Source organism: Thermosipho sp. 1244 (genome assembly GCF_018588215.1).
Classification (GTDB): domain Bacteria; phylum Thermotogota; class Thermotogae; order Thermotogales; family Fervidobacteriaceae; genus Thermosipho; species Thermosipho affectus.
Map to the genome: position 1 here is coordinate 1 of NZ_LNGA01000023.1, position 16299 is coordinate 16299.

The 16299-nt window shown below is 30.7% G+C and carries 13 protein-coding genes and 1 pseudogene; all 14 read right to left on the reverse strand.

The annotated features are described in order from the left end of the window. Window positions 1-226: pseudogene (locus tag AS157_RS05025) on the reverse strand (hypothetical protein); the annotation flags it as partial. A 49-nt stretch (window positions 227-275) separates the two neighbouring features. Beyond that, on the reverse strand, window positions 276-611 hold the full coding sequence (locus tag AS157_RS05030) for a DUF1292 domain-containing protein (RefSeq protein WP_077289393.1): 336 nt from the start codon (window positions 609-611) through the stop codon (window positions 276-278). 69 nt (window positions 612-680) lie between these two features. After that, a complete protein-coding gene (locus tag AS157_RS05035; RefSeq protein ID WP_077289394.1) occupies window positions 681-1847 on the reverse strand; it encodes a hypothetical protein in 1167 nt (388 codons plus the stop codon). A 2-nt stretch (window positions 1848-1849) separates the two neighbouring features. Next, window positions 1850-4321 (reverse strand): hypothetical protein, encoded by a 2472-nt coding sequence (locus AS157_RS05040; RefSeq protein WP_077289395.1) that lies wholly within the window; start codon window positions 4319-4321, stop codon window positions 1850-1852. Window positions 4322-4340: 19 nt separating this feature from the next. Continuing rightward, window positions 4341-5345, reverse strand: a complete 1005-nt coding sequence (locus tag AS157_RS05045; protein WP_077289396.1) for an AI-2E family transporter — start codon at window positions 5343-5345, stop codon at window positions 4341-4343. Beyond that, entirely contained in the window at window positions 5335-6339 is a 1005-nt protein-coding gene (locus AS157_RS05050) for an asparaginase (protein WP_077289397.1), read from the reverse strand. The genes AS157_RS05045 and AS157_RS05050 overlap by 11 nt, the downstream gene beginning before the upstream one ends. Beyond that, window positions 6336-7031, reverse strand: coding sequence for a rhomboid family intramembrane serine protease (locus tag AS157_RS05055; protein WP_077289398.1), 696 nt, complete (start codon window positions 7029-7031; stop codon window positions 6336-6338). Before AS157_RS05055 ends, AS157_RS05050 begins: the two co-directional genes overlap by 4 nt. A 123-nt stretch (window positions 7032-7154) precedes the next feature. Further along, window positions 7155-7865 carry a YdcF family protein gene (locus AS157_RS05060; protein WP_077289399.1) on the reverse strand — a complete coding sequence of 237 codons (711 nt, stop codon included), beginning with the start codon at window positions 7863-7865 and terminating at the stop codon, window positions 7155-7157. Beyond that, on the reverse strand, window positions 7862-8293 hold the full coding sequence (fliJ, locus tag AS157_RS05065; RefSeq protein WP_077289400.1) for a flagellar export protein FliJ: 432 nt from the start codon (window positions 8291-8293) through the stop codon (window positions 7862-7864). The genes AS157_RS05060 and fliJ overlap by 4 nt, the downstream gene beginning before the upstream one ends. Continuing rightward, window positions 8283-9518, reverse strand: a complete 1236-nt coding sequence (locus AS157_RS05070) for a PAS domain-containing protein (protein ID WP_077289401.1) — start codon at window positions 9516-9518, stop codon at window positions 8283-8285. Before AS157_RS05070 ends, fliJ begins: the two co-directional genes overlap by 11 nt. Next, window positions 9515-12979 carry a chromosome segregation protein SMC gene (gene smc, locus AS157_RS05075; protein WP_077289402.1) on the reverse strand — a complete coding sequence of 1155 codons (3465 nt, stop codon included), beginning with the start codon at window positions 12977-12979 and terminating at the stop codon, window positions 9515-9517. The genes AS157_RS05070 and smc overlap by 4 nt, the downstream gene beginning before the upstream one ends. Further along, window positions 12976-14274: a UDP-N-acetylmuramate--L-alanine ligase gene (gene murC / locus AS157_RS05080; protein WP_077289403.1), complete on the reverse strand. Its 1299-nt coding sequence runs from the start codon at window positions 14272-14274 to the stop codon at window positions 12976-12978. Before murC ends, smc begins: the two co-directional genes overlap by 4 nt. Beyond that, window positions 14271-15275: an undecaprenyldiphospho-muramoylpentapeptide beta-N-acetylglucosaminyltransferase gene (gene murG / locus AS157_RS05085; RefSeq protein WP_077289404.1), complete on the reverse strand. Its 1005-nt coding sequence runs from the start codon at window positions 15273-15275 to the stop codon at window positions 14271-14273. Before murG ends, murC begins: the two co-directional genes overlap by 4 nt. After that, the gene (locus tag AS157_RS05090) at window positions 15268-16224 is read right to left on the reverse strand and encodes a 2-hydroxyacid dehydrogenase (protein ID WP_077289405.1); all 957 of its coding nucleotides are present in this window, start codon (window positions 16222-16224) and stop codon (window positions 15268-15270) included. The genes murG and AS157_RS05090 overlap by 8 nt, the downstream gene beginning before the upstream one ends. Between the last annotated feature and the right edge of the window lie 75 nt (window positions 16225-16299).

The window sequence follows — 16299 nt, forward strand, 5'->3', positions numbered from 1 at the left end:
AATCTCTAAGAGATGGAACTCTCTTAAAGTATAATGCACCCATTTCTAATGTCTCTCTAAACGAAAGAGCAAACAGTTCTTTTAAAACTGCTAAGGAAAGAATTAGTGCGTCTGGGTATTTCTTAGGTCTACCTTTGGAGGTAGATTTTTGAGGAAGTTGTGGTAAAATATTGTTGTAAAATTTTTTAACAAGTTTGAGTATTTTCTTTATGTTAGTTCTTCTCATATCAGGGGAGATTATATCATCTCCCCTTTTATTTTTGAACCACTTCCTCTTATTTTTGAAACACTCCCATATTTTCATCTTCATCAAGGATTTCAAAGTCTCCTAAATCTTCCCACATCTTTGCAACTTCGTTAAATTCGTTTTCATCTTCGATTGTATCAAGAAAAATATTTCCTTCTTCATCCGTAGATTTTTTGAATATGTATAGTTCTCCAAAATCTGTTATTTCTTCCCCTTCAACGAATATTTCTTCACATACCCAATATTGATTGTTTTCCCTTTCAAGTTCTCCTAATAGTACAAAGTTGTGTTCTTTTCCTTCTTCGTCAAATAACGTAAAAGCCTCGAGGTGTTCATGTTCATGTTCATGATTATGATCGTGCATAACTTTCAACTCTCCCTTTATAAGATTAACTAAGACAAGTATACCATATTTGCCATTTTTGTATAGTACTTAAATTCCAAAGCCAAAGTTTACACTTATTCCAAAAGATGCATCGTCAAATGGAGAAAAAGTGTGTGAAATGGATTTTACATTTATATTTGTGTAGAATACGCGTAGATCTGTTTTGAAACCAAAGTTGTGAACGAATAATCCATTTGAATTTAAATAATCTAAAGAATAGTATGGTGTGAAAAATAGAAGATTTGTATATCCAAAAACTCCTATGTCCCAATTATCTTTTTTGCCTATTGTATATTTTCCTCTTGCACCTAATTTTAAGAAGAAAATAGAAGTTTTGTAATATGCGGTTATTTCAGGTGTTTTTGAAACTTCCATATAGTCTTCTTGGAAATTTGTAAGTGTTGCATTAGGACCGCTTACATCTGCTGTAATGTCTGTTGCTTGCGCACTATATGAAAAATCAAATCCTAAATTAAGTGTAGATTTGTACGTTGCAACAGATGGTTTAATTTGGATGTTGTTTATTGCAATTCCAAAACTATCTGTTGAAATTCCAAAAGAGAAAGCCATTCCAAAATTTTCTCCTTTTATTTCATAAGAATCGTTATCTAATGGGAAAGAAGAGTAAATATCTGCCTTTTCCGATAAGTGTAGATTAGCCATTGCAGGTGATGCAGAAGAAGTATAGGTAAATTCCAAATATTGGTTTTCACCAGAGTATAAAATTGGCAGGAATACACAAGGGGCAATGAAAAATTTACCCAAATTTAATACAACACCTGCATCGAAAAATACATTTGTGACTATAAATTTTTCTGATATGTTATACTCAGTACCTATTGTAATTGGATCTATTAAAAAGTTCTTTATTTGATCTGATATTTTTAAATCAATATTTCCATTAAGATAAATATATGGACTTATTGCAAAATTTCCCAATTTTAAGGTTCCAAAACCGGAGGCATTCAATATCGTATTTAAAGATAATTTGTTTATGTTATTTAAATTAATCGTCCCAGTTTCAAGGAAATCATTTAAATCCTCTGCAGAAAATATGTCCTGGTTTAAGAGAAAATCTCCTGAAAAATTAACACCTAAGAAGAAAAATCCTTCATTTAATACTAACCCTTGGTTTGCGTAAAGCCCAAAGGGAGTTAATGGATTTGAAAATGAAATTAAACTTAATAAAAGTATAAATAAGACTATTTTCCTCATTATTATTCCCTCCCTTCAAAAGATACTTTAGTAGCAACAGTTAAATCAATGATTATATATGGGGATATATCGATAATTCCGTTTTTGTTTATTTGTATGTACTCATCTTTTGGAAGTAGTATGGAAATTGTAGATGGTTCCAGTAAATTAACGAAATCTTCGTGGGTAAAGGAGATAACAGGTGTACTTTCTCCTATTGTAATTTCTTTGTTGAGTATTTTCAACTTTGCAGTTAATCCCGTTGTGTTTTTCCATTGATTAAATGTAAGTGTTGCTGTATCTAGAATATCAACTAAATCTCTAAGATCGGATATGTCAAAATTTTCCTCTAATATTGGTGTGTCTACTAATGGGGTACCGGATAATGGTAAATTCATTATTGCATCAAATCCAAAAACGGAGTTTTGGTTTAAAATACCATTATCTGTAGTAAGCGATGCAGATATAGTAATTGGTGAAGCGTTTTTGATTAAATTACTTAAAATAGGACCTATATTAACCATTTCGCCAAGTTGCAATTTTACTAAATTTCCAGAGACTAGCAATGATACGGTGGCATCAATAGTTGTGTCAGTTGCTTTAAATTCAATGGGCATCGATATATTTGATTCAAGGTTTTTAATAAGTTCTAATTCTTTATTTGTTGAAAAGTCTAAAAGAGTGGTTTTAGGTAGTACTTCTATTTCTTGATTTTTAATAATAAAATTATCCAATTCAAATTTTGCTATACTTACAAAAATATCTATACCATAGCTTTCATTTTTCTTTATGTTTGTGATTATGGGATTACCTGTTGCATCCACCGTTATAGAAATATTGTTAAGCGTTGAGAAATCAATGGTTTGTGTGGTATTGGAAATAGTTGTACTACCGCTGTTTGAGATGTATATATCTTTATTTTCAAAGAAATTAGATTGTATTTTTAACGTTAAGTCTGATACATTAGTTGCATTGTAATCAAATTGGATTAAAATAGTGGCATCAACGGTATTTAGATAATCTTTAAGCTGTTGTGGGATTTCATATGATATTTCTTTGTAAGCAGAAGTTAAAAGTGAATTTGAAATCTTTGCTTTTCTTATTTCAAAATCATCCGAGAGCGAAGTCTTAATGTTAATAACGTTGTTATCAACATTTCCTGAGATGTAATTTAAATTGAATGTTGCCGGCAAGCAAATATTTGAAAGGTCAATAGCAAGGGAATTATTAATACTTGTTATATTGTGGGTGCTAGTACCATCGGTTATCAAACCTGTTGCATCAACTGATGAAAGCCCTAAGAATTCTATATAAAGTGTTCCCGTGCCAATTTCACTTTCCAATATTTCAGATGGCAAAGAGATATATTGTTCAAGATTGACAGGGTAGTTGTATATACTCTCTATTGTGATGTTTGGAATCACGTTGTAGCTAATAGGTTGTGTTAAATCAATATCTACGTTATTTCCATATAGTGTAAGTGTTGCATCAATGTTTAATGGAATTTTTGCATCAATCGTTTTTGTGTTGTCAAATGTGAGAGGGTTACCTTGTGCAACTATGGTGGAACCAGATTTTACTACTATTTCTTTGTCTATATTTAAGTTGGTTGCGTCAAATGAAAAAGATGTATCTAAAGTTCCAGAGAGTTTTAACATCCACGAATTTTGATCATCAATGATGATTGGAGAGAGACTTGGATTAATATTTACGTTTTCAATATTTAATCCTGTACCTTTGTTTATTTTTACTGATAATAGTTTAGTGTTAATATTTACATTTCCAGAATTTGTGCCTGTGTATGTTGCAACTAGTGTTATTTTATCTCCGTTTCTAACTGTTAGATTTGATATAATGTCGTTATTTGTGTATTTTGTGCCATTTATTATAATTTCCAATTCTACTTTTGACGGATCTACTTCAGATGATGTTTTATTAATAGAAAGGATACTTTCATATATGTTTATAGAGCTAAATTTATCCGTGGAAAAAGAAATTTCTACTGTAGCGTTTGGATAAGCAGGATCCACGTAGATGGATGTAGAAAACAGAGTAATATCCCCTATATTTATCGAAGTGAGATTAAAATTGTCTGAAGAATCTTGTATTGTGGGAAGTTGAATTTCTTGTTGAGTATTTAGTGCTGTTATATTATCTACGGAAAAGGAGAAGCTAAGAGAAGTTGCAACATCGGATAAAGATTTTGTTATATTTTGACTTATTTCATCAATCATCTTTCCGGGAGAAAATTCGATAGATGTTGCATAGGTAAGTGTTATTGGGTTATCCTTTGATATATAAAATCCTGTTTCATTAAGCTTGTCAAGTAGTGGATCTATTAATTTTGGAATAGAAAAGTTCATTGTGGTTATTGGAAATTCCACATGTTTTGTTAGTTTAATAGATAGGGTGTTTGGTAATTTTTTTGGAACTATTCCGCAAGACCAAAAAACAAATAATAAGGCTATAATGGTTATAAAAATTATCTTTTTCATGTATTTCACCTCCAAAAGGTTAAGTTTCAAATTTAGGTTTTACAAATTCATCCCAGTAAGCAACTATGAATATCAAAAGTGGTACTGCAAAAAATGTACCTACTAATCCAAATATCTGGTTTACTATTATTATTGATATGATCATAAGTACAGGGTTTAGGTTTAAATGCATTTTCATAACGTTTACAAATATCACGAATAATCCCAAGTGTATAGCGATAACGAAGATATTTACTATGATAAATCCTTTTAATCCTAATGTTAAAGAGAATAGAAAAACGGGAATGTATTCAAAGAAAACTCCAACGATGGGTATCAAATTTGTTATTCCCGCCCAAAAAGAGAGAATAACTGCTGTGTCCTTGAAATAAAAACTTGATAATAGATAAAAAGCAACGGCTGTAATAACTGCGTTTATTATTACAACATCCACAAAACTAGACAAAGCACTGTATACTTTTTCAAAGAACTTTTCAATTTGTGGTCTTATTTTTTTTGGGAATAAATTTGGCAGTGATTTTTTTAGCCAAGAAGAATACAAAAGTGTGTAAATTGTTAAGAGAATAGAATAGAATATGGTTACAAAAAACGAAGGAGTTCCTTTTGCAATGTTGTCAAGCAGATAATTTGTGAGATCATTTAATTTAGGTTGTAACCACTTCATCAAATTATTCACACCAGATAGCAATTCCGGATTTTTTTCAAGATAAGTTTTCCATGATTGATTTTCAAAGACATAATTGATAGTTGAGACGAAACTTCCAAATTGTTCAGTGGCAGCTGGGATTATTAATATTATACCATAAATTATCAAAAAAAAGTAAATAACAAGTCCTACAATTATAGCGGATTTTGTTTTTAACTTTAAAAACTTCAATAATTTTGTTATTAAATTTACAATTAAAACGGAAATTAACGTGAAAACAAAAACATTTAAAACTGTGTTGAATATTATACATATGATTAGAAAAAGTAGTGCATATGCGCTTACATAAATTGCAGCTAAGTTTCTTTTATCCCTCATATAGGATTGGCCTCCTTGATATATTTGGTTCAAAATAACGTCTAATTTCATCTAGTTTTCTTGTTTTTCCCATTACCACCATTAATTTTATTTTTGCTTTTTGACCTATTGGATGTTCACTCATTATTGCACCTTTTTTTCTAAGATCAGCACCTCCACCGTGGTATGCGTATACTGGATATATTCTTCCTTTAAAACACCTAGAAGTAATAACCACTGGGATTCCTTCTTCTACAATTTCCTCTACAACATCTGCAACAGAGGGGGGAACATTTCCCCTTCCAAAGCCTTCTAGTACTATTCCTTTGTACCCTATTTCTTTTGCGTATTTTAGTAATTTTCCATCATCTCCTGTAAATGTTTTTATTAATGCGACCCTTTCTTCTATTTTATCGACTAATATCTTTTCTCTTGTGAGTGATTTTCTGAAAAAAATAACATTATCTTCATCAACAATTCCAAGTGGACCATATCCAGGTGAGTCAAAAGTTGCAACATTACTTGTATACGTTTTTGTTACTTCTCTTGCTGCGTGTATTTCATCGTTTAAACAAACCATTACGCCCATTTTGGAAGCCTGTGGAGATAGAACAGTTAATACTGATGAATAGACATTTCTTGGTCCATCAGTGCCCAGTTCTCCTATATTTCGCATAGCAGCTGTACAAACAACGGGTTTTTCACTTTTTAATGTAAGATCTAGTAAATATGAGGTTTCTTCTAGGGTGTCTGTACCGTGCGTTACAACTACACCAATAACGTTGTCATCCTTAAGTATTTCGTCTATTTTTTGTGATAAAGCCCACATATCTGAGGGTTTCATATGAGGACTTGGAATATTTGAAAATTCTATTAAATCTATTTTTACTCCAACTTTTTTAAGTAATGGTATCTCACTTATTAATAAATTCCCCTTTTCGTATGGAATTACCCCTTGATCTCCTTTTACCATAGCAATAGTACCACCAGTGGTAATTATTACGATTCTTTTCATAGATAATACCTCCTTTTTGCTCTGTTTCCAACAATCATTCCAAAGATAAATCCCCCCGCATGTGCCCAATACGCTACTCCTGATCCAGTTATATTAGATATTGTTCCGTTTAGTATTTGTAATACGAACCATATGAAGAGGTATATTACAGCTGGAATTTCAACTAAAAATGGTATGAACCAGATAATTAATGTTACAATTCTTGAATACCAAAATTGTACAAAATAAGCCCCCATTACAGCAGAAATTGCACCAGAGGCACCTACTAATGGGTATGGGGAGAAAAAGTTAAACATCCAGTGAAAGAACAAAGCAAAAAAACCACCAAATATGTAGAAAAAAAGAAAATTAAAATGTCCCATTTTATCTTCTACGTTATCACCAAAGATCCACAAAAACCACATATTCCCCAATATGTGAGACCAACCACCATGAATAAACATATGTGAAAGAAAGGGAACAAACGGATTGGAGTAAATAACGGGAAATATCTCTTTCCAAATTATGGAATATTTGTAATTGAACTTCCAGGTGTATCTGAGTGGAACTATACCGTAGTTGAAAAAGAATTCCTGGAGCTGAAAGTTATTTAGTGTTAATTCGTATATAAATATCAAAACATTGATGAAAATAATGGAATAAGTTATTACTGGCTTTTTTTTACTTGGTATAGTATCGTAAAGTGGAAACATACTCTCCCTCCTTATGGAATGCCATTTAACCTTATGTATAGAAGTTGCCAAATTTTTGCAAGGATAAAACTACAAAAAAGAAAAACTAAAAGTACAATTAAAGCTAAATTTCCCCTTTTCAAATTATCCCCCCTTAAGTATGCCAAAAAACTCGTGTGTAATTTGCGAAAAGGTATAAAGTGCTTGAGGTGATGGAAGATAATCTAAGAAATTATTTCTAAAATCTATTGGATAGTCGCATACAACTGGGATTATATTTTTTTTTGTGTATTTTTCAAACAACATTTTGGCCCTTTTCATATGAATATACGATGTTACAAGTATTATATTTTCTTCTTTTACAATTTTAGCCACATTTTTGGCATTTTCTTTTGTCGTTCTTGATTTGTTTTCAACTAAGATATCATTTTCTGGGACCCCCAATGTAATTAGAAATTTTTTCATAAGGTCTGCTTCTGTTGCTCCTTTACCTATAACTCCACCTGTTAGTATTATTTTTTGGTGTAAATTTTTGTAAACTTCAAACCCCTTAAATAATCTTTTTTGTGTATGCGATCCCAATTCTACGTGGTTTGAGTAATTTGTTATTCCACCTCCTAAGATTACAATGGTTCCAGTTTTTGGAATGGGAACTTCTTTAACGTAGAAGAGTTTAGAAACAACATAATTAAAGGCTGAAGTTGAAATGATATAGAGAAATATTGAAAGAATAATAAAAAATCGCCACATTTGGCGTCTTTTAAAAAGAAAATATAAAGAAAAGAGCACAAAAAATAATATTAAAATTCCTGGAAATTGTACAAAACTGCCGATCATTTTATACAAATAAATCATCTTTTTCCTCCGAAAAAGAATTTTCTTTCTGCTATTTCATCCATATTTTTGTTTTCCTTTCGTTGCTGCTCCAATTTGTTTTTTAATTCAAATCTTTCTTTTAATTTTTCAAATGACATTTTTTCCTTCCTTTTTTCAAGGTATTCCATAAGGATTTTTTCTTCAATGCCTTTTAATTGTTCCAATTTTTGGTGCAATGCTTTTAAATGTCTTTCTCCATTTTTTTTGATCTCTAGGATCATTTGAAGGTAGGTGCCTTGAATTTTTTTTCCTAAAATTTCGTCGTTTAATTGTGAAATATATTCTTTATTTTTCTCTATTTCTTCTTTTAAATTGTCAATATCTTTTCTTATCTTAAATAACTGCTGTTTTTTTAATTCCTCTTCTTTTTTGGCAATATCGAGGAGTTTTTGTAGTCTAAATTTCATAGTCTTCTAAGAAATTTGTAAGGATTTTTACGTATAACTCCAGTATTTTTCTGCTTTCGTCTGAAAAGTTTATTCCAGAAAAATTATCGATGGATATACTTCCAACAACTTTTCCCCCTATCTTAAAGACACCTAACAATGGTCTAAATTTTTCATCAAACATGCCATACTTTCTAAACGTTTCTGCTAGTGGGCTTGTTTTTACAAGGCTTTTTGCGTCATCTATTTCAAATACGGTATAGCCTTTTTCTATATTTTCTTCTATCTTTTGACCATAAGCGGTTTTTTCAGGTGGAAATTCAAGCATTTCTGCATTTTCATATCCAACTTCCGCAACGCATTTGTACTTGTTGTCTTTGATCAGCCAAATTGTTCCTTTTTCCGCCTCTGGAATGATTTCTACTATATCTTTTAATACCTTTTTAAGAAATGAATTAATTTCGATTTTTTTCCATGAAACTACTGCATCGACCATCTTTTCAAGTGTAAAATAATATCTTTTCTTTTTTGATTCATTTTCGATTTTTTCCAGCACATTTTCGATTTTTGGTAAAACAAGAGGAACAATGTAGTTTACAAGTTTAAAGTAATTTGGCAAACTTCTAATTACTAACTTGTATTCAAATAATGGAATGACTATGTATTTTTCACCACTTACGCTGAATTCTTTTATACCTTCTTTTTGCATAGCTTTAAGACAAACTTTTTCTGGAAGATAAGTTTTTAGTATTTCATTTCCTTTTAATAGGGCATAATCGCCTATTTTAATTTTTTCGTATAGTTTTTCCGAAAATAATTCAATAAAAAAGTCTTTGCTATCTAAATTTGATAGTAATAATTCTCTTATTATTTCCGATATTTTTAAGTTGATATCGAGTATTAAATCGTTAAAATATTTCTGTGTTTCATCAAATTCAATGCCTGCGATACCATAAGTACCATCGCCTAATCTAATGGGTATTACAGTTACCTTGAAGTATTTACCGTTGTATTCTTTTTCGTACTCTTGTTTTTTCTTGGTTTTCATAACAGATTCTTCAATTTTTAGAGTTAGTGAATCATTAAAGATTTTTTCATCGGTTTTTCCAACCACTTTCCTATCGTCCAAACCATATGTTTTTTTCCATTCTCTGTTTATCCAAATATATTTGTGTTTGTTGTCTTTTATAAAAGCTGGGGATGGTAATCTTTCGAAAAATTGTTGTAGGTAAAATAGATGTCTCATACTACCTCCTCCATTCTCACAGGTACTACTGTTGAGATATCATCTGCTTTTGTAATTCCCACCATTATATCAGCCGCCTCCATAACAATTTTTTTATGAGTTATTATTATTATCTGTGCGTTAGAATTTTTAAGCAGTAACTTAAATCTTTCTGCGTTAAATTCGTCAAGTGGTGCATCTGGCTCGTCAAGGACATAGAAAGCACTTGGTTGGGCTTGTAGTAATGACATAAGTAGTGCAAGACCTACAAGAGCTTTTTCCCCTCCGGACAAAAGTTGTAATTTTTGAGATCGGCCATCTCCCTTTGAAATAACAATTTCTATACCGCTTTCCAGAACATTATCTTTATCAAGGAGTCTTATATCACCTTTTCCGCTAAAGAATAGTTCTTTAATGTAATTTTTAAAAGTTTTCTTTATGGTGTTGAAGGTATTCATAAATATTTGCGTTGCCTCTTTATCTGTTGTTTCTATTAATTCTATTATTTTTTTTCTTGCATCTTCCAAATCTTTTTTTTGTTTTTCAAGAGATTCAAGTTTTTTTGAAACTTCAATGTATTCTTCTTCTGCCTCAAAGTCTACAGGTCCGATGTATTTTAGTTTAGTCTCAATATCTTCCATTTCATTTTTTAAGGTTTCTAATTCTTCTTTTGAAATTTTTACGCTTTTTTTGTACTTTTCATCTATGTTTTCTATTTTCATCTTTATCTTCTGAATTTCAAGTTCTGTTGAATGGATTGTTTCCCTTAGTTTTTCTATTTCGTTTCTTTCTTTTTCCATTGTGTTTTCCAAATCTTCAAGTTCTTTTAATTTGTCTTTTTTTCCACTTTTGTCTTTGCTCATGTTTTTAAAAAGTGTTTCCGTTTCTTCTTTTAATGTTTTTAATTCTTCATCTATTTCTTTAATTGATAGTTTTAGTTTTTCCATTTTTTCTTTAAAGGAATATGTTTCGTTTAATATTGATGAAGTCTCTATTTCAATTTCATCTTTTCTTTTTAAAAGTCTTTTAAGTTCACCATCGTATTGTATTTTTCTCTCTCTTAGACCCATTAAATCAGATTGTAGTTCCATATACTTTTCATTGATTTCTTCGATTTTTTCTTTATCACTGTACATTTCTTTATTTGAGTTATCTATATCTACTTTTAATTGTTTAATTACATCTTTTGAATTTTCCATTTCTATACTTATTATTTTTAATCTTTCATTAATTCCAGTTAATCTTAAAGTGGAATCTTTAAGTAATTTTTCCAGATTTGTTATCTCTTTATTCAATTCATTTTGAGATTTTACCAGTTCTTGTAGCATTCGTTTTGCAGAAGAACTTTTGCTGTTTATTTCTAGAAACTCCGAATTAACCACTTCATTGTATTTGTTTAGTTCGTTTATTTCTTCTTTCAAGTGGGAAATTTGTTTGCTTGTCTTTTCTTCTATTTTCAATATATTGTCTAATTCTTCTTTTAAATCTTCAAGTAATTTTTTTCGTAGAAGTGGTGAAATATGTTCTGATTTTCCACCGGTCATAGTTCCGGAATTGCTTATTAATTCACCATCTAAGGTTGCAATTCTGAAATCAAATTTTTTCTTTATTTCTACTGCCGTGTCTATGTTGTCAACGATTATATCGTTGCCAAATAGAAAATTTAAGAGTTTTTCTTCTTTTTTGATTTTAAGTTTTACAATATTTTTTGCAAAATCTATAGCTTTTTTCGGGAGAGTACAAGTTTTTGTATATACTTTTATAAGGTCAAGTGGAATTATTGTAATTCTACCTATTTTTTCTTTTTTAGCAAATTGAAGAATTTTTTTTGCAACTACAGAATCTTTGACCACTATGTGTTGTAATCTTCCCCCTAATAGTGCTTCAATTGCTTCAACGTATTTTTTTTCGACTTCTATAATGTTTGCAACAACATCGATAATTCCAGGAAATTGCTTTTTATTTTCAAATATTCGTTTTATAGCATGTGAATATCCTTGGTACTCTGAAAGTTGTCTTTCTATAATTGAAATTTCCGATTGTAATTCTTTTTTTCTTCTTATTAGTTTTTCTAGATTTTCTTTTAAAAGTTCCCTTTCTTGGGAAATGGATGTTCTTTTTTCTCTAATTTTATTTATTTCTTCTAGGAGTTGTTGAGTTTTTGAATCATATTTTTCGGCATTTTCAGTTAATTCTTGTATCTCAGCATCTAAATCTTTCTTTCTTTCGTATTTTATTTCAAGTTGCTCTTTTATCATGGAAATTCTTTCTTTTAATTCTTTTGAAGATGAAAGGAGTGATTTTTGTTCATTTTCCAGTTTGTTGATATGTTTTTCCATCTCGTCGTATTCATTCTTTTTTTTCAGATATTCCATCTCTTTTGCCGAATATTTTGAGAGTAGTGAATTCCTTTCTTCTTCTATTTTTGAAAGTTTTTTCTCTTTTTCAGATATTTCACCTTTTAGAGAATCAAAAATAAGCGTAATTTCTTGTTCTCTTTCTTTAATTCTTTGTAATTCTTCCTTTAGTGAATCTATTTTTGACATTTTTTCCACATATGAGCTTTTTAAATCGTTTAATCTATTTGTATACGCATTTTTTAATTCAAGCAACTGATTTTGGCGGGTTTTTTGAGTTTCAAGCAATGATGTAAAATCTTCCATTTTTTTGTTTAAGTCATTGAATTCTTCTCTTAAAATATTCCATTTACTTTCAATTTCTGCGAGGTTTTTAATTTTTTCTTTTAACAAATTTTTGTATTTCGTGTGCTGATTTATTAAAGAATTTAGTTTGAGTTTTTCAAAGTAATAAATTCCACCAAAATACCTTTCTTTCAACTGTTCTAATTTTTGTGAGTATTCTCTGTATTTTTCTGCTTTTTTTACTTTTATATATAGTCCTTTTTTGTTTTTTTCTATTTCATATATGACGTCTTTTAGCCTTTCTATGTTTGCCTCAGTACCGGCAAGTTTGGAGAGCGCTTCTTTCTTTTTTTCTATGTATATGGTTGTTCCAGCGGCATCTTCAAATAATTTTTTAAGCTCATCAGGACTGGACATGGCTATTTTATCTATTTTGCCCTGACCTATTATGGATACCATGCCGTTTGCCCCAAACAAATTTGTAATGTCTTTAAGTCTTGCTTTCTCGCCGTTTATAAAATATGTATTTTCGCCTGATGTGTTTAGTTCTCTTGCTATCTTATATTCCACGTCGTTAAAATCAAAGGTTAGTTCAACGTATGCGCTTTTGGATGCGGAATATTTTTTACTACCTTTAAATATAACATCAAATTTTTCTGAAGCCCGCAAGTTTTTCAAAGAATGTTCTCCTAAAACCCATTGGATAGCCTCAACAATATTTGATTTTCCAGAACCATTTGGTCCAACTATGGCCGTAATGCTTGGAGATATGGGAATTTTTGTAGGTTTCCCAAAGGATTTGAAACCTTTTAGAAAAATCTCCTTCAAAACAATGCTCAAACTTTGAGCCCTCCTATTTTTTTCCTGAATTTTTGAGAAACTTTAATAATATCACCAGCACCAGCAAAGATATACACGTTGTTTGGTTCAATTTCAATATTTAATATATCTTCTTTATTTTGTACAAAGGTTGCTCCAATCTCTTCTGCAATAACCTTTGCGCTTATTTTTTCATCGTGCTCAAATGCACTGTATACTTCTGTTATGTATGTCCTATCCGCTATAGAAAGTGCTTTTGCAAATTCTTTCCAGTCTCTTTTTAGGCGCGAAAATCTATGTGGTTGAAAAATTATGTTGATTTTTTTCCCTTTAAATACTTCTTTTGCCGTCAATATTAGACTTTTTATTTCAATAGGTGTATGTGAATAGTCATCCACGACAGTTATCTTTTCGTTGTTAAATGAAATTTGAAACCTTCTTCCAGGTAATACGAAATCTTTGAATGTGTCTAATACCGCATCTTTTTCATATCCCATTTCAAAACACAAAGCAATTACAGATAATGCGTTTAACGCATTGTGCACACCTGGAACGTTTAAAATAAATTTTTTGGTTTTGTGTGGAGTTGAGATCTCAATTTTTTGTCTAAACCCCATTTTTTCTATGGACAAAATTTTGTAATCTGCATTCTCAAGACCAAATGTTTTTGCATTTCTAATTAAATTATTTTCAGAGTTTGATATACATATTTTAGCATTTTTACATGATTTTTCAAAACAGTTGTTATAATGTTGCGAGTTTTTAAAATTTTCTATGTGATCATATCTTATATTGGTTATAATCAAGAAGTCCGGGCTATAATTTTCAAATCCAGGTTGACTTTCGTCCATCTCAAATACGGAAATATTTCCACCTTTCCTATAGTTTTTATATTCAAGCATAGGATGGGTAGAACCTAAAAACACTGTAGGGTTTTTCCCTAGTTTTAGAAGAACATGTGCCATCATTGAGGTAGTTGTGGTTTTTCCATCTGTACCTGTTATACCTATCTTTTCATAGGGTTTTAATATTTTGATATGGTGTTCTAGCCTTGAGAGTATGGGAATATTTTTTTCCCTCGCTTTATTAATTTCTGGATTTGTGTCTGGGACTGCAGGAGTTCTAACTATTAAGTCGGCATTATCTACATTTTCGGGAAGATGTTTTTTAAAAACTCTTATTCCTACATTTTCCAGATATTTGGTTCTTTCTGTAGAATAGGGATCTGTTCCAGAAACATCATTTCCCAAAAGGTGCTCGTGTATTGCTTGGGCACTCATACCAATTCCACCGATACCTAAAAAGTGAATTTTCATTTTAACACCTCTTTTACTATTTCTTTTGCAATAATTTTTGCAGGATTTTCAAGCTTTTTGAGGTTTCTTGTTTTGTTTGAAAGTACAATTAGTTTATTTATTACATCTTCTAAATCCAAATTTTTTTCCCTTATTACAAATCCCAAGTTATTTTTTTCAATTTCTTTTGCGTTTTCCAATTGATGAGATTCAGTTGCACCTTCCCATGGAATAACAATTGATGGAACTTGAAAATACAAGAGTTCACTAATTGTTGTAGCCCCTGCTCTTGTAATAGCACAGTTTACCGCTTTGTAGTAATCTGCCATATTTTCTATATATTTTGTTATTTCTATGTTTTCGTTGCTACAGCTAACCTCTTTTCCTCCGGAAGATAGTATAAAGTGAAAATCTTTCATTTTTTTTGAAAGGTTGCATGCAAGTTTATTTAAAAATTCACTTCCACCACTTCCACCGACAACTAATACGGTTTTTTTATCAAAATTGATCTTTTTATTTTCGTTTATAAATACGGGATTTCCACTTACAATGACTTTTCTTTTAAAATACTTTTTGGAACTTTTAAATGACACAAATACTTTATCTGCAACTTTTGAAAGTTTTAAATTTGTAAGTCCTGGTATTACGTTTTGCTCGTGTATGAATAATGGAATTCTCAATTTTTTTGCGATAATTCCAACGGGATAACTGACGTATCCACCTGTAACAAAAACTATATCTGGTTTGAAATCTTTTAGAGTTTTTTTTACTGTTTTTTGTGCATTTATTATTTTTAATATCCTTGATATATTTGCAAGAGAATAAATTGGTCTTACAAGGCCTTTTACATCCAACGATACAGTTTTATAAGTGTATTTTTTTAGTACTTTTTCCTCCAACTTCCCTTTAACGGTGAAGTACAATACGTCAATGGTTGTAATTTTTTGAAGTTCAGAGAGTACAGCAAGAGCCGGATAAAGGTGTCCTCCTGTTACTCCACCTGCTACTGCTATTTTAATCATTTTTCCACACCAAATTCTTTGGTATTCTTCCCTCAAGTGCATCTATTACATTTTCTGCAACCATTATAGCCATTTTTTCCCTTGTCTGGAATGTGGCAGAACCAATATGCGGTAAAAGTACAACGTTGTCGAGTTTTTCAAGCCCTTTTGTGAGTTTTGGTTCGTTTTCATAAACATCGAAACCTGCACCTGCTATTTTCCCATCTTTTAATAGGTCATATAACGCTTTTTCGTCTACAATAGGGCCTCGTGCCGTATTAACTATTATTGCTGTAGGTTTTAGTAGTGAAAGTTTTTCACTATCAAGGAGATGGTATGTTTCTTTGGTTAAAGGAGCATTTATAGATATAAAATCACTTTCTTTTAAAAGTGTTTCAAGATCCACGTATTTTGCGTTGTATTTATAATCATCTTCTACCTTTTTTCTGTTATGGTAAATCACATTCATTCCAAAGCCCAAAGCTCTTCTGGCAACGGCTTTTCCTATTCTTCCCATTCCTATTATTCCAAGTGTTTTTCCATATATTTCATATCCCAAGAAAAGATGTGGTTTCCAACCTTCAAATTTTCCTTCTCTTACAAATTTATCAGCTGGTATTATTTTTCTTGCAACTGCTAGTATTAAAGCCCATGCTATATCAGCTGTTGCCTCTGTCAATACATCAGGGGTATTTGTAACAAAGATACCTTTTTCTTTTGCGTATTCCACGTCAATATTGTTGTATCCAACTGCGTAATTTGCTATAATTTTTAGTTTTTTTCCTGCGTCTATAAATTCTCTATCTATTGGATCTCTTAGTTGCGTAATTACGGCGTCGGCATATTTTACCCTTTCTAGCATTTCTTCTTTTGTCAAAAAGTTTTTACCTTCGTAAACATCTACATGAAATTTTTCTTTTAATAGTTTAATTCCCTTTTCTGGAATTTTATAAGTTATGAAAACCTTCATTTTATGCACCTCCTGGTAAATTATATCATTATTTTCAAATTTTTGAATTTACAATTTCTGCTCTGTGATTTTAAA